The organism is Pseudomonas sp. FEMGT703P, from assembly GCF_002786345.1.
In the GTDB taxonomy this organism is placed as follows: Bacteria; Pseudomonadota; Gammaproteobacteria; order Pseudomonadales; family Pseudomonadaceae; genus Aquipseudomonas; species Aquipseudomonas peli.
Genome location: NZ_PGCM01000005.1, coordinates 360,694 through 378,934, shown reverse-complemented (window position 1 = coordinate 378,934; position 18,241 = coordinate 360,694). Strand labels below are relative to the sequence as shown.

Below are 18,241 nucleotides of genomic sequence, written 5' to 3'. Positions count from 1 at the left end.
GACTTGTGCAGTCTACAACTGCGGGCTCCAGCAACACATGAAAAGCACGCAACAACCGCCGCAGAGGGGTACCAACAACCCAACCGCGCAGGCTAAGCTGAGCCTATGGATGACTCAGACTATTTGCGCCTGCTGACGCACCAGGCCGAACAAGCCAATGCCTTTCTCTCCAACGCGCGCAAGTGGGAGCGCGAGCGCTGGGTCTGCCAGCGCCTGCTGCAGGCCTTGAACGTCAGCCACCGCCTGGATGAGTTCAGCGCCGCCAACCATGAACCACCCGACGTATTGTTCCGCGAGGCCAGCTTTGAAGTGTTCTTCGTCCTCGACGAAGGCCGTCGCCTGAATGATGAATGGCGTGCCGAACTGGAACGGCGACGCAGTGCGTTTTCCCTCAGCCAACTGGTGCGGCGCGAAACCAAACCACGGCGCATTGCCGCAGCTGAACTGCAACAGCGGCTGACGCCCACCCTGCGCAAAAAAGCCCACAACTATAAAGAGCGCGGCCTCGACCTGGGCGAGCTGGACTTGCTCGCCTACGTCAATCTGAAGCGCGCCGTGCCAGACTTCAACAGCCACTTTCCACCACCGACCGAGTTTCTCCGCCAAGGCTGGCGCTCGCTATCACTGGTCGGTCCGACCTTTGCCCGCGTGCTGTTCGCCCACCCGAGCGCACCCGACTTTCTGCGCCACAACCTCGGTCGCAGCATACTTTTCGATGTAGGTATCAGCCTGTGAGTCCTCTGCATGAACTGCTTGCCGCCGTACCTCAGCAAGGCTGTGTACGCTGGATAGGCGTGCGCCCCGCATCGCGAGCAACGATGATTGAATTGGACGCCGTGGAAGCGCGCCGTGAAGCAGGCCTAACCGGCGACCACAGCCGGCCGGGGCCGCGCAATGCCAGGCAAGTCACCCTAATTCAATGGGAACACCTTGCGGTGATAAGCGCGTTAATGGGTCGTCCTACCGAACAGCCGATCAACCCGATTGAACTGCGGCGCAATATCGCCATAAGCGGCATCAACCTGTTCAGCCTCAAGGGCCGACGCTTCCGCCTCGGCCAGGCGATACTGGAAACCACCGGCTGGTGCCAACCCTGCGCCAAGCTGGAAGAACGCCTAGGGCTTGGCACCTTTCAAGCCATGCGCGGCCACGGCGGTATTACTGCGCGCGTGCTACAAGGGGGCATTATTCGCTTGAATGACGCCCTGCGCGTTGAGCCTTTATAAGTCGCGCGGCTAGAATGCCCAGCACTTCAGCCTGCAATCGATCCCATCAATTGCCAACCGGCCCCTTAATTCGAGGCACGCATGTCCAGTCGCCTGAATCCTGATGATCAAAAACGTGTCGAGCAATACCTTAGCGCTCCGCAACATCAGGTCGAGCGCCAGCCGTTCAAGGTCTGGCGACTGCTGCTGATCATCGTAATGGTCACGATTGGTCTGGGTGTGCTGAGCCGTCTTCTGAGTCGACTGGTGCTATGAGCTGCTTAGCGCTCGCCCACTGTGACTCGCCACTTTTTCTTAAAAGCCTTGTGAGCGTGTCTAATGACTCATCAAATCGTAATTGTCGGCGGCGGCGCCGGCGGACTGGAGCTTGCCACCCGCCTGGGTAGAACCCTGGGTAAACGTGGCCAAGCCAAGATCACCCTGGTCGATGCCAACCTGACGCATATCTGGAAACCGCTGCTGCACGAAGTGGCCGCGGGCTCGCTGAACTCCTCAGGTGACGAACTCAACTACGTGGCGCAAGCCAAATGGAATCACTTCGAATTCCAACTGGGGCGGATGTGCGACCTCAATCGCGCAGAAAAACGTATCAGCCTTGCTGCCACCCTGGATGATCAGGGGCAGGTGCTCATGCCTGCACGCGAGCTCAGCTATGACAGCCTGGTTATTGCTGTGGGAAGTACCACCAATGACTTCGGAACCTCGGGCGCCGCCGAGCACTGCCTGTTTCTCGACACCCGCGAGCAGGCCGAACGCTTCCACCACCAGCTGCTCAGCCACTACCTGCGCGCCCATGCCAGCCAAAGCGTAGCTACCGAGCTAATCAACATCGCCATCGTCGGCGCCGGCGCAACAGGTGTTGAACTGGCCGCCGAACTGCACCATGCCGCACGCGAATTGGCTGCCTACGGATTGGATCGGATCAGCCCGGAAAACATGCGCATCACCCTGATCGAAGCCGGCCCCAGGGTCTTGCCTGCCCTGCCGGAGCGGATCAGCCAGCCCGTGCATAAGACCTTGGAGAAACTCGGCGTAACCGTCCTCACCGGCGCAGCCGTCAGCCAGGTCACTCGCGAGGCGCTGCATACCGCGCAAGGTCAGGTTATTCCGGCCACCTTGAAAGTCTGGGCGGCGGGGATTCGAGCACCTGATTTCCTTAAAGAGCTGGATGGCCTGGAAAGTAATCGCATCAACCAATTGCAGGTGCGCCTGACGCTGCAGACCACCCTGGACGACGACATTTTTGCCTTCGGCGACTGCGCAGCCTGTCCGCAGCCTGGCAGCGGAGGACGCAACGTGCCGCCGCGCGCGCAAGCAGCGCACCAGCAAGCATCGCTACTGGGCAAATCACTGAAGCTGCGCATCGAGGGCAAAGCTCTGCCTGAATACCGCTACCGCGATTACGGCTCACTGATCTCGCTGTCGACCTTCTCTGCGGTCGGCAACCTGATGGGCAACCTGACCGGCAGCGTCATGCTCGAAGGCTGGCTGGCCAGGATGTTCTACGTCTCGCTCTACCGCATGCACCAGATCGCTCTATACGGCGTCACCCGCACACTGCTGATGATGCTTGGCGACCGCATCGGCCGCAGCACCGAGCCGCGTCTAAAGCTGCATTGATTGGCTCAACCCTATCCGCAGGAACTCGCCATGGCCGCCCAGCACCATGTGCGGCATGGCCAGTTCTTGCGTTTAAATCCGCCAAAGAATGGAGGTCGACATAAATCGCAGGCAATAAAAAACCCGCACTAGGCGGGTTTTTTATCATTCAAGCATGCTTGAAATGGTGGGTCGTGTGGGATTCGAACCTACGACCAATTGGTTAAAAGCCAACTGCTCTACCAACTGAGCTAACGACCCAAAAATGGTCGGGGTAGGGGGATTCGAACTCCCGACATCCTGCTCCCAAAGCAGGCGCGCTACCGGACTGCGCTATACCCCGATGAAAGATTGGCTCCGCGACCAGGACTCGAACCTGGGACCCAATGATTAACAGTCATTTGCTCTACCGACTGAGCTATCGCGGAACTACTTGCTTCCGTTCTCAGAAACTGGAGCCGGTTATTAAATCGTTTCCCGTGTCTGAGGCGCGCCATTTTACGTTTCCGCGCGCGCCTGTCAACCCCTTAAATTGCTTTTAGTACAATGATTTGCAGCTGCGTGAGCGGCTGCTATATCTTCACTAGGTCTGTATTCATTGCAGGACGCACAAGCCGTAAGGCTCCAGCCAGGAAAGTCCATGAGTAACCAGGGCACACCGCCAAATCCACCCGGCTCAACGCACACCCTTGCCAGCCGTGGCATCCAGCCACGCTTCGGCGACTTGGTGCAAAGCTGTCGAAAACTAGTGATGAACCGCCTGGCTGAACACCTGACGGGGGTCTTTGCCCAGGTCGACGACACGCTGTTCGAATGCGCCGAAAAAGCCGAGAACAATCAGGTGCAAACCCTGTTCTTCGACAACATGCGCGAGATCCGCCGGCAGCGTCCGCAGATTGAACGCAGCTATCATCAGCAAATTGCACAGAATTTCTCTGACTTCCTCGAAGGCAAACTCAAGCCACCACCCAGCACCAGCAAGCTGGACGCTGAACATATGGCGCTGGTGCAAAACGAGGATTATGAAGAAAGCCTGCAAGTCACCAATATGGTCAGCCGGGTCAAGGCGCGCTGCGCGCAATCACTGTTTGCTCTGGAACAACGCCTGGCACTCCTTAATAACGGCCAGAAGTTGGGTGAGGACATCAATCCCTTTGGCCCGCAGATGATTGCCCAGGCGTTTCGCGATGCCCTGACGCCCTGCCCATTTCCACTGCGTATAAAGGTCATCCTTTATACGTTGTTTGATACGCATGTTATGCAGAGCCTGGACAGCATCTATACCGCATTGAATCAACGCCTGATTGATGCTGGCGTGCTGCCAAATTTGAAGTACACCGCGCAGCGCAACAATCCACTGCTGCGACCTAAAGCCTCGACTGCCGCGCCGGCAGAGCAAGCACCTGAAGGCAGTACCACTAACAGTCATAGCCCGACCGGCACACCTTCGACTCCAGCGCCAGGGCAATCCTACAAGCCTGTCACTACAGACCTCAGCGGCCCACCACCGAGTGACCCCCTGGAATTGCTCGGCAGCCTGGCGACACTACTGGGCGAACATCGCCAGCGCGACATTGACGCGCCACTCCTTGGCGGCACACGCAGCATTGCCAGCTTCACACCGCGCGAAGCGACCAGCACCTACAGCGCGTCCGCACTGCTGGACGCGCTGAATCGCATGCAGCAACAATCAGCCAACGACCTGTCGCAGCGACTGAGTCGCCCGCAGCAGGTAGAAGGCCTCAAGGCAGATTTGCAACAGCAGCTAGAAGCGCACAGCGAGCTACCGGGCCAGCAGAAGGTTTCTGACCAGGAAGCCGACGTGATCGACCTGGTCGGTATGCTGTTCGACTTTATCCTCGACGACGACAACCTGCCGGACACCTGCAAGACCACCCTGTCCCACCTGCATACGCCCTACCTGAAAGTGGCACTGCAGGACAAAGCACTGTTCACCCAACACCATCACCCGGCCCGGCGCCTGCTCAATGCCATGGCCCAAGCCGGTGTTCTGTATGGCGGGGAAGGCGACGAACGCGGCCTGCTGGCCAAAATGCAGTGGGTGGTTGAGCGGGTTATCCATGATTTTTTCGGCGACCTGCAACTGTTTAACAACCTACTGGAGGAGTTCAACGAATTCGTTGCGACACTCCGCCATAAGGTCGAGCTGCGTGAGCGCCGTGCAGTAGAAGCGGCAAAAGGCCGCGACAAACTGCTTGGCGCTCGTCAGCATGCAGTCGAAGTGATCGGCAACAGCCTGAATAACCGTCAGCCGCCGACCATCATCCGCAACTTCCTCGAACTGACCTGGGCGGACGTACTGGTCTTTGTACTGCTGCGCAATGGTGAGCAGAGCCCGGAATGGCAGCGCGCCTGCGAAGCGGCCGAGCAACTGGCCTGGAGTGGCACCCTGCTTGACGACGCCGGCCGTGAGCGCCTGCAGAAATTACGCGTGCCGCTGCTCGAAGACCTGCGCAAAGGCCTGGAGCTGCTGGGCGGCTACCACGAAGACGGCATCCGCCGGCTGCTGCAGGACCTCGTGGCCTGCCAACATGCCGTACAGGCCAAACAGCCACAAGTGGCCGCCCAGCTCAAACCCATCCTGCCCGAGAGCCCACTCGGCGCCATGCTCGGTGAAGACGCCGCGCTGGCCACTCTGGCACCACGCGAATCAACACTCTCGACCCGCGCGCTGGCGCTGGCTAAAGAGCTGGGACATATCGAGTTCGGCACCTGGTTCGAGTTCGTCAATGGCGAGCAGGTGCGCACACTCAAGCTGTCCTGGTTCAGCCCAACAACTCGCAACTACATGTTTGTCGACCAGAGCGGCCAGCGCGTAGCAATCAAGCCACTCACCCAGCTGGCCACTGAAATGGAACAAGGGCTGGCGCGCATCGTCACCCCCGAACGAGGTGCACCACTGGTGGACCGTGCCCTTACCGCCATTTACCGCGTGCTCCAGCGTTTTACCGGGCGCACGGCTGAGCCTCAAGAATAAGGAACTCCTATGGATGACGAACGTCGCCTGCACAGCCGGCATAACGCCGAAGTGCAGCTGGAAGTCTTCGACCTACACACGGGACAACGCCTGGGCCGCGTGGTCGACCTGTCCGCCGACGGCTTTATGTTGTTTAGCGATACGCCGCTGGCCGCCGACGAGCTGGTGGAGTGCCGCCTAGTGAGTGAGCAGCCGGTAGAGGGCGTCTGTGAAATCACCCTCGGCGCTGATTGCCTGTGGAGTCGTCCTGGCGCCGACGGCCAGCACTGTTGGGCCGGCTTTCACATCATTGACCTGGCAGAAGACCAGGCTGCCGCACTGGAAGTCCTGCTCAAGCACCTGTAATCCGCCCCAATAAAAACACCCCGGTCAGCGCGAACTGTACCGGGGTGTTTTTTTATTTTGCAGCCCTATTGTGGCCGACAGCGTTTAACCAAAGACGATTTCATCGCCCTCAACCTTACCTGTCACACTGCTGCCTGGGGCGAACTTGCCGGCCAGAATCAGCTGGGCCAAGGGGTTTTCGATCCAGCGCTGTACGGCACGCTTGAGCGGGCGAGCACCATAGACCGGGTCATAACCAACGGCGATCAGCTTATCCAAGGCCTCATCGGACAACTCCAGGCTCAGCTCACGCTCAGCCAGACGCTGACGCAAACGGCTCAGCTGGATTTGTGCGATACCAGCAATCTGGTCGCGGGCCAGCGGCTCGAAGATCACCACTTCATCAATCCGGTTGATAAATTCCGGACGGAAGTGTGTGCCCACCGCATCCATCACAGCTGCGCGCTGCGCCTCACGATCACCGACCAACTCCTGAATCTGCGAGGAGCCAAGGTTGGAGGTCATCACGATCACAGTGTTCTTGAAATCCACGGTGCGGCCGTGGCTGTCAGTCAGACGACCATCTTCAAGCACCTGCAACAGCACGTTGAACACGTCCGGATGCGCCTTTTCCACTTCATCCAGTAGGATCACCGAATAGGGTTTGCGGCGCACGGCCTCGGTCAGATAGCCACCCTCCTCGTAACCAACATAGCCAGGCGGCGCGCCGATCAGCCGCGCCACGGAGTGCTTCTCCATAAACTCGGACATGTCGATACGCACCAGCGCCTCTTCGGTATCGAACAGGAATTCGGCCAAGGCCTTGCACAGCTCGGTTTTACCGACCCCAGTTGGACCGAGGAAGAGGAACGAGCCGCTCGGCCGATTTGGATCAGACAGCCCGGCACGGGAGCGCCGCACCGCGTTGGCCACAGCCACCACCGCCTCGTTCTGGCCAATGACCCGCTGATGCAGCAGACCTTCCATTTTCAGCAGTTTGTCGCGCTCGCCTTCGAGCATCTTGCTCACCGGAATACCGGTCCACTTCGACACCACTTCGGCGATTTCTTCCTCGGTGACCTTGCTGCGCAGCAACTGGTTCTCGCTTTTACCGTGCTGATCGACCATCTGCAGGCTGCGCTCCAGGTCCGGAATAATCCCGTACTGTAGCTCGGCCATGCGGTTGAGGTCGCCCTTGCGCCGCGCTGCCTCAAGCTCCTGACGGGCCTGCTCAATCTTCTGCTGGATCTGCGCGGAGCCTTGTACCTCGGCCTTTTCCGACTTCCAGATATCTTCCAAGTCGGCGTACTCACGCTCCAGCCGCGCAATGTCTTCATTGAGCTTGGCCAGGCGCTTGATCGCCGCTTCGTCGTCTTCTTTCTTCAACGCCTGAGCCTCAACCTTGAGCTGAATCAGACGCCGCTCAAGGCGGTCGAGCACCTCAGGCTTGGAGTCAATCTCCATACGAATGCGGCTGGCCGCCTCGTCGATCAGGTCGATGGCCTTATCCGGCAACTGACGATCGGTGATATAGCGGTGCGACAACTTGGCCGCGGCAATGATCGCACCGTCAGTGATAGCCACCTTGTGGTGCACCTCGTAGCGCTCTTTCAGCCCACGCAGGATGGCGATGGTGTCTTCTTCGCTCGGCTCATCGACCAGCACCTTCTGAAAGCGCCGCTCCAGCGCAGCATCTTTCTCGATGTACTGGCGGTACTCGTTGAGCGTGGTCGCGCCGACGCAGTGCAGCTCACCGCGCGCCAGCGATGGCTTGAGCATATTGCCAGCATCCATTGAGCCTTCGCCCTTGCCGGCGCCAACCATGGTGTGCAGCTCGTCGATAAACAGGATGATCCGCCCTTCCTGCTTGCTCAGCTCATTGAGCACCGCCTTCAGGCGCTCCTCGAACTCGCCGCGAAACTTGGCACCCGCGATCAGCGCGCCCATATCCAGCGACAGCAGGCGCTTATCCTTCAGGCCATCCGGTACCTCGCCATTGACGATGCGCTGGGCCAGGCCTTCGGCAATCGCAGTTTTACCGACGCCCGGCTCGCCGATCAGCACCGGGTTATTCTTGGTGCGGCGCTGCAATACCTGAATGGTGCGGCGAATCTCGTCGTCACGACCGATTACCGGGTCGAGCTTGCCTTCTTCGGCACGCTTGGTCAGGTCGACGGTGTATTTATCCAGAGCCTGGCGATTTTCCTCGACGTTCGGGTCATTTACCGCATCGCCGCCGCGCAGGTTGGTCACGGCATTTTCCAGCGCCTTGCGGCTAACGCCCTGACCCAACAACAGCTTGCCCAGCTTGGTGTTCTCATCCATCGCAGCCAGCAGCACCAGCTCGCTGGAGATAAATTGGTCGCCCTTCTGCTGCGACAAGCGATCAGCCTGATTGAGCAGACGCGCCAGGTCCTGCGACAGATTGACGTCGCCGGATGGGTTCTGGATTTTGCCCAGCTGATCCAGCTCCTTGCCCAAAGCCAGGCGCAGGCTGTTGACATCAAAACCGACCTGCATCAGCAGCGGTTTGATCGAGCCGCCCTGCTGTTCGAGTAATGCCTGCATCAGGTGCAGCGGCTCAATGGCCGCATGGTCCAGACCAACGGCCAGGGACTGCGCATCGGAGAGCGCGAGTTGCAACTTGCTGGTTAAACGATCAATACGCATAAACAATCAACCCTCGTGGTGATGGCAGGCCGGCGCACTGAATCGCACCCAAACAGAAAGCCTGCGAGATGAAGAGTAGATGAGGACGATTGTGCGGGTTTCAAGCCGAGCGGCGTTGACCTGGATCATTTGCCGCAACAGTGCCGCAGCTGCGGCACGCGAGGATCAGTTAACCAACCAGATTAGGCTGGCAAAGCGCCCGGTTTGCGCAGAACGGCGATAGGAGAAGAAACGTGGATCGTTGAAGGTGCAGAAATCACCGCCGTACACCGCGTCAACGCCACAGGCGGCCAGACGAATACGTGCCAGCTGGTAGATATCCGCCATAAATTTGCCCACATTGACGCTGGGCTGGAATGCTGACGCGGCTTGCGCATGCTGGGCGATAAAGGCCTCACGCACCTCATCGCCTACTTCGAAGGCCTGCGGACCAATCGCTGGCCCCAACCAGACCAGCACCTGATCTGCCGGCACTGCCAATTGATCCAGGGTGGCTTCAAGCACCCCGGCGGCCAGGCCGCGCCAGCCAGCATGGGCTGCCGCAACACGGGTGCCGGCTCGATCACAGAACAGCACAGGCAGGCAGTCGGCGGTCATTACTGTGCAGGCGATACCTGGCTTTTTCGTCCAACTGGCGTCGGCTTCAAGTACCAAAGCAGGGTTGGCCTCAACCACCGCAACACCATGCACTTGCTGCAACCAGGCGGGCTTGCAGCCGAGCAGGCTGACCAATCGCTGACGATTTTTCAGCACGGCCTTTGGTTCGTCGCCAACATGCTCGCCCAGGTTGCAGCTATCGAACGGCGCAACACTGACACCACCACTGCGGGTCGTGACGCTGGTTTTGACTCTTGCTGGCGCGGGCCATTGTGGTGTTAGCCAATCGTGCATCCTGTCACCCTGCTCCCTATTCGCCACTCGCGTTAGTCAGACCGTGCTCAGCCGATAAACGCTTCACGGTCCTGACGCAGCAGCGTCAGCAACCAGACAAAGTCATCCGGCAGTGGCGACTGCCATTTCATGCGCTCACCGGTGATCGGATGATCCAACTCCAGGAAACGCGCATGCAACGCCTGACGCGGGAACTCCTTGAGGGTTTGCACCATGCTCGGATTGGCGGCCGGAGGGATGCGGAAGCGCCCACCGTAGACCGGATCGCCTACCAACGGATAACCGATATGACTCATGTGCACGCGAATCTGGTGAGTACGGCCAGTTTCCAGCTTGACTCGCGCATGGGTGTGCGAGCGATAACGCTCCAGCACCCGGTAATGGCTGACCGCCGGTTTGCCGCCATCACTCACCGCCATGCGCTGACGCTGCGAGGAGCTGCGGCCAATCGGCGCGTTGATCTTACCGCCGGAGGTGATCACACCAATCACGATGCATTCATAGATACGGCTGACCGAGCGCTTCTGCAACTGGTCGACCAAACGGGTCTGCGCCTCGATAGTCTTGGCTACCACCATCAGGCCAGTGGTGTCTTTATCCAGACGGTGCACGATGCCGGCACGCGGCACATTGATAATATCCGGCACGTGGTGCAGTAAAGCGTTAAGCAGGGTGCCATCGGCATGCCCGGCAGCCGGATGCACAACCAGACCGGCCGGCTTGTCGATCACCAGAATCTGTTCGTCTTCGTAGACGATGTTTAGCGCGATGTCCTGGGCGATCCATTCGCCCTGGGCTTCCTGCTCGGCGTTCAACGCCAGCAGTGCACCGCCATGGACGATGTCGCGCGGGCGCAACACCTCACCATCGACGGTCAGCAGACCCTCTTTGATCCAGGCAGACAGACGCGAACGCGAGTGCTCGGCGAACAGGAGTGCGGCGACTTGATCGAGGCGTTGACCGCCCATTTCATAGGGCACCTCGGCGTTCAGTTCAATGATCTGCTTATTAATAGAGGACATGCTCGGCAACAGAGGGGGCATAGCTTTTGGTTTCGGCTACACGCTTGTGGTTAAATACGGCGTCTTTGCCCCAGGAGTACCGGGGGCGCTCATCATAACAGGACGGCTTTGCTCAAGACAGCCGCCGTCACAGGGACGCAAGCCGCCATGCAAGTGAAACACCTGCTGCTGATCGCAATCCTCGCCCTCACTGCCGCCTGCTCATCGAAAGAGGTGGTCGACGAAAACCTGAGCGAGACCGAACTCTACCAGCAGGCACAGGCCGACCTGGATAATAATAGCTACACCAGCGCCGTCGCCAAGCTCAAGGCACTGGAGTCGCGCTACCCGTTCGGCCGTTATGCCGAGCAAGCGCAGCTGGAGCTGATCTACGCTTACTACAAGAACGTTGAGCCTGAAGCGGCCAAGTCCGCAGCTGACCGTTTTATCCGCCTGCACCCGCAGCACGCCAATGTTGACTACGCCTACTACCTCAAAGGCCTGGCTTCGTTTGATCAGGACCGCGGCCTGATTGCCCGCTTCGTTCCGCTGGACATGACCAAGCGCGACCCGGGCGCCGCCCGCGACTCTTACAATGAGTTCGCCCAGCTCACCAGCCGCTTCCCGACTAGCCGCTACGCACCAGACGCCAAGCAGCGCATGATCTACCTGCGCAACCTGCTCGCCGCCTACGAGATCCACGTGGCGCACTATTACCTGACCCGCAACGCTTATGTGGCCGCCGCAAACCGTGGCCGCTATGTGGTGGAAAACTTCCAGGAAACCCCAGCAGTCGGCGACGGCCTTGCGGTAATGACCGAGGCCTACCAGCGCCTGACCCTGGATGACCTGGCGGCTACCAGCCTGGAAACCCTCAAGCTCAACTACCCGGACCACCCAAGCCTGGTCGATGGCCAGTTTGTTCCGCGCGAAGAAGAAGCCGACAGTCGCTCTTGGCTGGCCAAAGCGACCTTGGGCCTGATTGAAACTGACACCCCACTGCCACCGGGTGAAACCCGCGCCAGCCAGGATGTGATTCGCCAGTACGAAGATGCAGAAGAACAAATCCCGGATGACCTCAAGGCCGGCACAAGCGAAGAAAAACCGAGCCGCTCCTGGTTCAGCTACCTGACCTTTGGCCTGTTCGACTAAGTCAAAATAGGTAATAAAAAGGGAGGCCCAATGCCTCCCTTTTTTATTGGGGCGACGGCAGGGAGTAAGAGGCAGGCCTGCCGTACACAAAACAACACCGTACGCTTCGCCAATCGACGCAAGAAACGGCGTTCAGCGCACAGCTTCAAGACTGGGCGCACGCAAACGGCTTAGCTAAACTGCCCGCCTACCGATAGAAAGAGAGCACCATGGGCCTGTTCCGCTTATTGTTCTGGATTGCCATCATTGCGGCCGCGTTTTGGCTGTGGCGGCGCTTTACTCGCACGCCAACTGCACGCCCCGAAGACCGCAACACCGGTGCAGCCCCAATGGTTCGCTGCGCACACTGCGGTACTCATGTACCCCGCAGCCATGCACTGACTAAGGATGAACAGTGGTTTTGCAGCCAAACGCATCTAGAACAAGGCCCGCAATCCGGTGAGCGCTGATTTCCCCCTGAGCGGGGAGCAAAGCTGGCGAATTCTGCGGCTCTATCACTTCTACCGCCTGGTAATCGGCATTACCCTGGCGCTGCTGATCTCCAGCGACCTCGACGCTCAACTGCTGGACATGATGCACCCGGCACTTTTCCGTAATGGCAGCTGGGTTTACCTCGCCCTCAACGTCCTGATCATAGCAACCGTTCGACGCCCCAAGCGCCTGGTGCAGATATTCAGTCTCGCATTGGTCGATGTGATTCTGCTTTCCGGGTTGTTCTATGCCGCCGGCGGCACCCCCAGCGGCATCGGTAACCTACTGATTGTCGCGGTGGCAATCGCCAATATTCTATTGCGCGGACGTATAGGCCTGCTGATTGCCGCAGTCGCCGCAACGGGTATTATCTACCTGACCTTCTACCTCAGCCTCAGCCGACCGGCTGCTGCCGCACAGTACTTGCAGGCTGGCGCACTTGGCGCGCTGTGCTTCGCTGCTGCATTGTTTGTGCAGGGCCTGACACGCCGGCTGCAAGTCAGCGAAAGCCTGGCCGAGCAACGTGCAGCAGATGTTGCAAACCTGGAGGCGCTGAACGCCCTGATCCTGCAACGGATGCGTACTGGCATTCTGGTGCTCGACGAACTGCACCGCGTGCTGCTGGCCAACCAAGGCGCCAACCACCTGCTAGGGCACGCGGACCTGAATGGCAAAATTCTCGACCCGCACTGTCCCGAGCTGATCAAACGCATGCAGCAATGGTCGCACAACCCCAGCCTGCGCCCCGCCAGCTTACAAGCCGCCCCCGATGGCCGAGTGCTGCAACCTAGCTTTATTGCTCTGCAGCGCGGCGAGCATAAACACACCCTGATTTTTCTCGACGACATCTCACAGATCGCTCAGCAGGCGCAGCAGCTCAAACTTGCCTCACTGGGCCGCCTTACAGCGGGTATCGCCCATGAGATTCGCAACCCCCTGGGCGCAATCAGCCACGCAGCACAACTGCTGCAGGAATCCGAAGAGCTGGAGGGTCCAGACCTGCGCCTGGCGCAGATCATCCAGGATCACTCACGACGAATGAACCTGGTGATCGAGAACGTCCTGCAACTGTCGCGACGGCGCCAGGCCGAACCCCAACTGCTCGATCTGAAGTATTGGTTACACCGTTTCGCCAGTGAATTCCGCAGCAGTGCGGCTCCCGGGCAGACACTTCACCTGGAAACCAGCAGCGGCAGCATTCAAACCCGAATGGACCCGCACCAGCTCACGCAGGTGCTGAGCAATCTAGTGGAGAATGGCCTGCGCTACAGCGCACAAAAGAACAAGCAGGGCCAAGTCTGGCTAAAGCTGTTCCGCGACCCGGAAAGCGAGCTACCGGTACTTGAAGTGCTGGACGACGGCCCTGGCGTTGCCGAAGAGCAACTGCACCACTTGTTCGAACCGTTCTACACCACAGAAAACAAGGGTACCGGCCTGGGCCTGTATATTTCCCGCGAACTGTGCGAAAGCAACCAGGCACGCCTCGACTATAAACTGCGTGACGGTGGCGGCAGCTGCCTACGCATCACCTTCGCCCACCCGCGCAAACTGAGCTGACCATGACCCGCCAGAGAGCCTTGATCGTCGATGACGAACCGGATATTCGCGAACTTCTGGAAATCACCCTGGGGCGCATGAAGCTCGACACCCGAAGCGCGCGCAACGTCAAGGAAGCCCGCGAATGGCTAGCGAAGGAGCCCTTCGACCTGTGCCTGACCGATATGCGCCTACCTGATGGTACAGGCCTTGAGCTGGTGCAACATATTCTGCTGCGCCACCCGCAAGTGCCCGTTGCGATGATCACCGCTTACGGCAGCCTGGACACCGCGATCAATGCTTTGAAAGCTGGCGCATTCGACTTTCTGACCAAGCCGGTGGACCTCGGCCGCCTACGTGAACTGGTCGCAGCCGCACTGCGTCTGCGTAGCGCCGATGGCGAAGAGCTGCCGGTGGACAGCCGCCTGCTCGGCGACTCACCGCCGATGAAGGCGATGCGCAAACAGATTCTCAAGCTCGCACGTAGCCAGGCACCGGTGTACATCAGCGGCGAATCTGGCAGCGGCAAGGAGCTGGTCGCCCGCCTGATCCACGAGCAAGGCTCGCGCGGGGAGCAGCCCTTTATCCCAGTCAACTGCGGTGCCATCCCCACCGAGCTAATGGAAAGCGAGTTTTTCGGCCATAAAAAAGGCAGTTTTACGGGCGCCATCGAAGACAAACAAGGCCTGTTTCAAGCAGCCAACGGCGGCACCCTGTTCCTCGATGAGGTCGCCGACCTGCCACTGCCAATGCAAGTTAAATTGCTACGTGCGATTCAGGAAAAAGCCGTACGCGCCGTGGGCGGCCAGCAGGAGCTGATCGTCGACGTACGCATCCTCTGCGCCACCCACAAGGACCTGGCCGGCGAGGTCGCGGCCGGACGCTTCCGCCAGGACCTGTATTACCGCCTAAACGTGATCGAACTGCGCGTACCCGCCCTGCGCGAGCGCCGCGAAGACATTGCCCTACTAGCAGGCATCATGCTCAAGCGCCTGGCCGAGGGCACGGGCCTCAGCCCAGCAAAGCTGGATGACGACGCGCTAGAGAAACTCAAAAGCTACCGCTTTCCGGGCAACGTGCGCGAGCTGGAAAACATGCTCGAACGCGCCTACACCCTGTGCGAAGACGATCGCATCACCACCAGCGACCTGCGCCTGGCCGACAGCGTGCCGATCAGCGAGAACGGCGAAGCCAACCTCGCGCAGATCGATAACCTGGAAGACTACTTGGAAGCCATCGAACGCAAACTGATCATGCAAGCCCTAGAAGAAACCCGCTGGAACCGCACAGCCGCCGCGCAGCGCCTGGGTCTTAGCTTTCGCTCGATGCGTTATCGACTGAAGAAGCTCGGTATCGACTAAACCGAGCATTAATTGTTGGAGGGGCTTTAGCCGCAAGCCCCTCGCAGTGAAACACTCAACAAGTCGAACCCAACCGCCCAGTAGGCGCATAAGGCGCCGGATCAACAATAGGCTCACGCCCCAGCATCAGGTCCGCCAGCAATTGGCAGGACGCCGGCGCCAGAACCAGCCCATTGCGGTAATGCCCGCAGTTCAGCCACAAGCCTTCATGACCCGGCACAGGCCCAATAAACGGAATGCCCTCAGGCGAACCAGGCCGCAGCCCTGCCCAATGCCCCACCACCTCGGCATCCGCAAGCGCCGGCAACAACTCGATAGCGGAGGCTTTCAAGCTGGTCAGCGCCTCGTCAGTTGGCGTTTTATCGAAACCAGCATGCTCAAGCGTGCTACCAATCAGAACATGCCCGTCACGTCGCGGAATTGCATAACGCCCCTTCGCCAGTACTATGGCCGGTAGAAAGTCTTCGCGGCACTTGTACAGAATCATCTGACCTTTGGCCGGCACCACCGGCAACTCAATGCCAAGGGTTTTCATCAGCTCACCGCTCCAGGCACCGGCAGTCAGCACCACCTGATCGGCATACATCTCACCCTGTGCAGTGTGCACACCTGTGATACGCCCACCCTCGCGAATAAACCCACTCACCGCACAATGCTCATGCATGGTGACATTCGGCATCTGTTGCAACGCGGCCCGCAGCGCTTTGACCAAACGCGGGTTACGCACATTCGCCACATCCGCCATCTGCAACGCCCGCACGAAGCTCTTAGCCAACGCGGGCACCGCACGCTCTACCGCCGCAACATCCACACACTGAAGCGGGCGCCCCTCACGCCGCGCCCAGGCGAGCGCTTCAGCTTCGTCATCAAGATCAAGCCAATACAACCCGGTGACATACACCTCGGGATCAATCTTCGTCTGCGCCAACAGCTGCTCACCCAACCGCGGATAAAAATCCTGCGACCAATGCGCTAGCGCTGTTACTGCAGGACTGTAACGCCAAGGATAAAGCGGCGAAACAATACCACCGCCAGCCCAAGAGGACTCCGTCCCCACAGACTGGGAATCAAACAATGCGACATGGTTGCCGGCTGATGCCAACGCATAAGCCGATAGCAAGCCAAGCACCCCACCACCAACGATGAGCTGACATTCGGACACTTAAAAACCTAAAAAATAAAATAGCGTTATTGGAATCACTCAATGACGAGAGAGCTTATCAAAACTGGACTTGCACCACGCAAAAAAACGACTAGGTTATAGATGCGAACAAAGGCTACCAAGGAAGCTAGCCTGCACGTCAAAAGGATCAATAAAATGCCAAAGCAGAAAATGAGCGGAACGACACTGACTGAATTAATCATCGCGACATCACTTATATCTATAGCTATATCTATAGCCATACCTCCACTTATTAACTTATTCAAAACCAGCCAAAGCAAAGCGCTTCTCAGCGAAACCAGAAGTTCAATTGAATATGCAAGAACCATCGCCATACTGAACAGGGAAATCATAGAAATATGCGGAATTGGCGACCAGTCAACCTGCAATAGCGACTGGTCAAATGGATGGGTTATTAAAGAGTTAAAAACTCAAAAACCACTACAGATAATAAAACTAGACGGCTCAACCACAATAAGAAGAAGTGGCTTCACACAAAGCATACGGTTCTATCCAAATGGAACAACACCGATAAGTAACGGCAGGGTTTATCAATGCCAAAATAGTAAAATCACATGGCAATTAGTAATAAACCGTCAGGGGCGATTAAAAACAAGCACTGAAAGCGATAATCTTTCTCAAGACTACCGATGCAAGGATGAGCAGGCCTGAAACCTGTGCAATCACAAGGCCACGACGCCGTCAGCGCAGGGGGAATAGCAGCGACAACCGATCATCCCGCCCAGAGCGCCAGCTGTCATCGAGTCAATGACAGGACAAAAATCATTCTAGAGGATACGCTCACTGCCCCCTAGGAGAGCACAATGACGCTTCAACCACGCCCGCACGGATTCAGCCTGATAGAGCTAATGGTTGTCCTGGCACTTTTTGCAATTGCTATAGCAATTGCAGTGCCCAATCTAGCAAGCCTGATCCGAAACGACCAAATAGAGAGCCAGGCACAGCAAATAAATAGCTTACTCCAGTACGCAAGAAGCGAGGCCGTTGTACGCAGAGCGCGAATCAACCTCAGCAACAACGGCGGCACTTGGACTGTAAGAGATTTAAGTAGAAATGAAAATTTGCGACAGGAGACATTTGACGCAACAAACATTTCAATTGCTACCAATCCATCACCACTTACTGTCACTTATAGCCCTAATGGCACAGCAAGTGCTGCCAGGGCAATTGTTTGCAATAATAACAAAGTAGAAACAGCATACCTGATAACTATACAGGCAAGCGGAAGCAGCAAAATACATGCCCGCGGAAAACAAGCAAATAACACAACAGCCTTAGGGGGGTGTGCACCATGAATAGGCAAAGAGGCATGTCCGGCTTTAGCATGATTGAAGTTTTAGTGACATTAATAATTGTGACAACAGGTGTTTTAGGTATGGTTGCGATGCAAGGCCGGAGCATTCAATTCACTCAAGACTCCGCCCAACGCAGCACCGCCGGCAATATGGCGAACGAGTTACTAGAAATCATGCGTGCCAACCCGGAAGCATACCTAGACTCTCGCGAACGCTACAAGGACACATCAGATTTCTACAAAGCAAAAGGCAGTGATTTTCCGCCATGCCCCAAGCCAGCAATTACTACAAAGGATCAACTTGGTTGTTGGGCCCAACGAGCTGGAGAGAATTTGCCTGGAGGCAGTGAACTCCTGAATAGCCACTTTAAGATATGTAGAAGCCCATCACCCGGTGTTTGCAACGCGGCCGCGGGCTCGGCGATTGAAATAAGCATGGCGTGGAGAGTCAAATCTGGCACCTGCATCGACGCAAACGATCAAACTGCGGACAAATCGATATGCACATTCAATCTACGCGCACAGCTGTGAGCAG

17 protein-coding genes and 3 tRNA genes are annotated in these 18,241 nt (G+C 58.0%); 13 read left to right on the top strand and 7 right to left on the bottom strand.

The window, feature by feature from the left end:
- The first annotated feature begins 105 nt into the window (after positions 1 to 105).
- The 4 genes from CUR33_RS05590 (at position 106) to CUR33_RS05575 (ending at position 2,846) form a co-directional block, all read left to right on the top strand.
- A complete protein-coding gene (locus CUR33_RS05590; RefSeq protein ID WP_160085533.1) occupies positions 106 to 735 on the top strand; it encodes a DUF1780 domain-containing protein in 630 nt (209 codons plus the stop codon).
- Positions 732 to 1,226, top strand: coding sequence for an MOSC domain-containing protein (locus CUR33_RS05585; protein ID WP_090249328.1), 495 nt, complete (start codon positions 732 to 734; stop codon positions 1,224 to 1,226). Before CUR33_RS05590 ends, CUR33_RS05585 begins: the two co-directional genes overlap by 4 nt.
- An 81-nt stretch (positions 1,227 to 1,307) precedes the next feature.
- Entirely contained in the window at positions 1,308 to 1,481 is a 174-nt protein-coding gene (locus CUR33_RS05580) for a DUF3094 family protein (RefSeq protein ID WP_160085534.1), read from the top strand.
- 63 nt (positions 1,482 to 1,544) lie between these two features.
- A complete protein-coding gene (locus CUR33_RS05575; RefSeq protein ID WP_289238938.1) occupies positions 1,545 to 2,846 on the top strand; it encodes an NAD(P)/FAD-dependent oxidoreductase in 1,302 nt (433 codons plus the stop codon).
- A gap of 164 nt (positions 2,847 to 3,010) precedes the next feature.
- On the opposite strand, the gene CUR33_RS05570 is transcribed toward CUR33_RS05575, so the two are convergent.
- From CUR33_RS05570 to CUR33_RS05560, 3 genes are all read right to left on the bottom strand, one after another.
- A tRNA-Lys gene (locus CUR33_RS05570) sits at positions 3,011 to 3,086 on the bottom strand.
- A gap of 5 nt (positions 3,087 to 3,091) precedes the next feature.
- Positions 3,092 to 3,168: transfer RNA gene (locus tag CUR33_RS05565), tRNA-Pro, on the bottom strand.
- Between the two features lie 9 nt (positions 3,169 to 3,177).
- A tRNA-Asn gene (locus CUR33_RS05560) sits at positions 3,178 to 3,253 on the bottom strand.
- A 212-nt stretch (positions 3,254 to 3,465) separates the two neighbouring features.
- On the opposite strand from CUR33_RS05560, the gene CUR33_RS05555 reads away from it, so the two are divergent.
- Together CUR33_RS05555 and CUR33_RS05550 are read left to right on the top strand one after the other, a co-directional pair.
- Complete coding sequence (locus CUR33_RS05555) at positions 3,466 to 5,823, top strand: DUF1631 domain-containing protein (protein WP_289238937.1); 2,358 nt, start codon at positions 3,466 to 3,468, stop codon at positions 5,821 to 5,823.
- Between the two features lie 9 nt (positions 5,824 to 5,832).
- Positions 5,833 to 6,168, top strand: a complete 336-nt coding sequence (locus tag CUR33_RS05550) for a PilZ domain-containing protein (RefSeq protein ID WP_090249340.1) — start codon at positions 5,833 to 5,835, stop codon at positions 6,166 to 6,168.
- An 84-nt stretch (positions 6,169 to 6,252) separates the two neighbouring features.
- On the opposite strand, the gene clpB is transcribed toward CUR33_RS05550, so the two are convergent.
- The 3 genes from clpB to rluD form a co-directional block, all read right to left on the bottom strand.
- Positions 6,253 to 8,817 carry an ATP-dependent chaperone ClpB gene (clpB, locus tag CUR33_RS05545; protein WP_289238936.1) on the bottom strand — a complete coding sequence of 855 codons (2,565 nt, stop codon included), beginning with the start codon at positions 8,815 to 8,817 and terminating at the stop codon, positions 6,253 to 6,255.
- A gap of 165 nt (positions 8,818 to 8,982) precedes the next feature.
- On the bottom strand, positions 8,983 to 9,708 hold the full coding sequence (pgeF, locus tag CUR33_RS05540) for a peptidoglycan editing factor PgeF (protein WP_289238935.1): 726 nt from the start codon (positions 9,706 to 9,708) through the stop codon (positions 8,983 to 8,985).
- Between the two features lie 47 nt (positions 9,709 to 9,755).
- Positions 9,756 to 10,730: a 23S rRNA pseudouridine(1911/1915/1917) synthase RluD gene (rluD, locus tag CUR33_RS05535; protein ID WP_160085539.1), complete on the bottom strand. Its 975-nt coding sequence runs from the start codon at positions 10,728 to 10,730 to the stop codon at positions 9,756 to 9,758.
- A gap of 147 nt (positions 10,731 to 10,877) precedes the next feature.
- On the opposite strand from rluD, the gene CUR33_RS05530 reads away from it, so the two are divergent.
- The 4 genes from CUR33_RS05530 (at position 10,878) to CUR33_RS05515 (ending at position 15,229) form a co-directional block, all read left to right on the top strand.
- Positions 10,878 to 11,861, top strand: a complete 984-nt coding sequence (locus tag CUR33_RS05530) for an outer membrane protein assembly factor BamD (protein WP_282874977.1) — start codon at positions 10,878 to 10,880, stop codon at positions 11,859 to 11,861.
- A 209-nt stretch (positions 11,862 to 12,070) separates the two neighbouring features.
- The gene (locus tag CUR33_RS05525) at positions 12,071 to 12,310 is read left to right on the top strand and encodes a PP0621 family protein (protein ID WP_289238934.1); all 240 of its coding nucleotides are present in this window, start codon (positions 12,071 to 12,073) and stop codon (positions 12,308 to 12,310) included.
- A complete protein-coding gene (locus CUR33_RS05520; RefSeq protein WP_289238933.1) occupies positions 12,300 to 13,889 on the top strand; it encodes a sensor histidine kinase in 1,590 nt (529 codons plus the stop codon). The genes CUR33_RS05525 and CUR33_RS05520 overlap by 11 nt, the downstream gene beginning before the upstream one ends.
- A gap of 2 nt (positions 13,890 to 13,891) precedes the next feature.
- Positions 13,892 to 15,229: a sigma-54-dependent transcriptional regulator gene (locus CUR33_RS05515; RefSeq protein WP_282874975.1), complete on the top strand. Its 1,338-nt coding sequence runs from the start codon at positions 13,892 to 13,894 to the stop codon at positions 15,227 to 15,229.
- Between the two features lie 55 nt (positions 15,230 to 15,284).
- Here the strand turns inward: CUR33_RS05515 and thiO are convergent, their stop codons facing one another.
- The gene (gene thiO, locus CUR33_RS05510; protein ID WP_289238932.1) at positions 15,285 to 16,391 is read right to left on the bottom strand and encodes a glycine oxidase ThiO; all 1,107 of its coding nucleotides are present in this window, start codon (positions 16,389 to 16,391) and stop codon (positions 15,285 to 15,287) included.
- Between the two features lie 156 nt (positions 16,392 to 16,547).
- Here thiO and CUR33_RS05505 point away from each other — a divergent pair, with 156 nt between their 5' ends.
- From CUR33_RS05505 to pilV, 3 genes are all read left to right on the top strand, one after another.
- Positions 16,548 to 17,063 carry a GspH/FimT family protein gene (locus tag CUR33_RS05505; RefSeq protein ID WP_289238931.1) on the top strand — a complete coding sequence of 172 codons (516 nt, stop codon included), beginning with the start codon at positions 16,548 to 16,550 and terminating at the stop codon, positions 17,061 to 17,063.
- A gap of 152 nt (positions 17,064 to 17,215) precedes the next feature.
- Positions 17,216 to 17,707, top strand: a complete 492-nt coding sequence (locus CUR33_RS05500; protein ID WP_289238930.1) for a GspH/FimT family pseudopilin — start codon at positions 17,216 to 17,218, stop codon at positions 17,705 to 17,707.
- Between the two features lie 14 nt (positions 17,708 to 17,721).
- A complete protein-coding gene (pilV, locus tag CUR33_RS05495) occupies positions 17,722 to 18,237 on the top strand; it encodes a type IV pilus modification protein PilV (protein ID WP_289238929.1) in 516 nt (171 codons plus the stop codon).
- Positions 18,238 to 18,241: the final 4 nt, after the last annotated feature.

Coding starts and splice junctions, on each gene's coding strand:
- CUR33_RS05590 (WP_160085533.1), top strand. CDS start 106: ATGGATGACTCAGACTATTTGCGCCTGCTGACGCACCAGGCCGAACAA.
- CUR33_RS05530 (WP_282874977.1), top strand. CDS start 10,878: ATGCAAGTGAAACACCTGCTGCTGATCGCAATCCTCGCCCTCACTGCC.
- CUR33_RS05575 (WP_289238938.1), top strand. CDS start 1,545: ATGACTCATCAAATCGTAATTGTCGGCGGCGGCGCCGGCGGACTGGAG.
- CUR33_RS05580 (WP_160085534.1), top strand. CDS start 1,308: ATGTCCAGTCGCCTGAATCCTGATGATCAAAAACGTGTCGAGCAATAC.
- CUR33_RS05550 (WP_090249340.1), top strand. CDS start 5,833: ATGGATGACGAACGTCGCCTGCACAGCCGGCATAACGCCGAAGTGCAG.
- CUR33_RS05500 (WP_289238930.1), top strand. CDS start 17,216: ATGACGCTTCAACCACGCCCGCACGGATTCAGCCTGATAGAGCTAATG.
- CUR33_RS05525 (WP_289238934.1), top strand. CDS start 12,071: ATGGGCCTGTTCCGCTTATTGTTCTGGATTGCCATCATTGCGGCCGCG.
- pilV (WP_289238929.1), top strand. CDS start 17,722: ATGTCCGGCTTTAGCATGATTGAAGTTTTAGTGACATTAATAATTGTG.
- clpB (WP_289238936.1), bottom strand. CDS start 8,817: ATGCGTATTGATCGTTTAACCAGCAAGTTGCAACTCGCGCTCTCCGAT.
- rluD (WP_160085539.1), bottom strand. CDS start 10,730: ATGTCCTCTATTAATAAGCAGATCATTGAACTGAACGCCGAGGTGCCC.
- CUR33_RS05555 (WP_289238937.1), top strand. CDS start 3,466: ATGAGTAACCAGGGCACACCGCCAAATCCACCCGGCTCAACGCACACC.
- CUR33_RS05505 (WP_289238931.1), top strand. CDS start 16,548: ATGCCAAAGCAGAAAATGAGCGGAACGACACTGACTGAATTAATCATC.
- CUR33_RS05515 (WP_282874975.1), top strand. CDS start 13,892: ATGACCCGCCAGAGAGCCTTGATCGTCGATGACGAACCGGATATTCGC.
- pgeF (WP_289238935.1), bottom strand. CDS start 9,708: ATGCACGATTGGCTAACACCACAATGGCCCGCGCCAGCAAGAGTCAAA.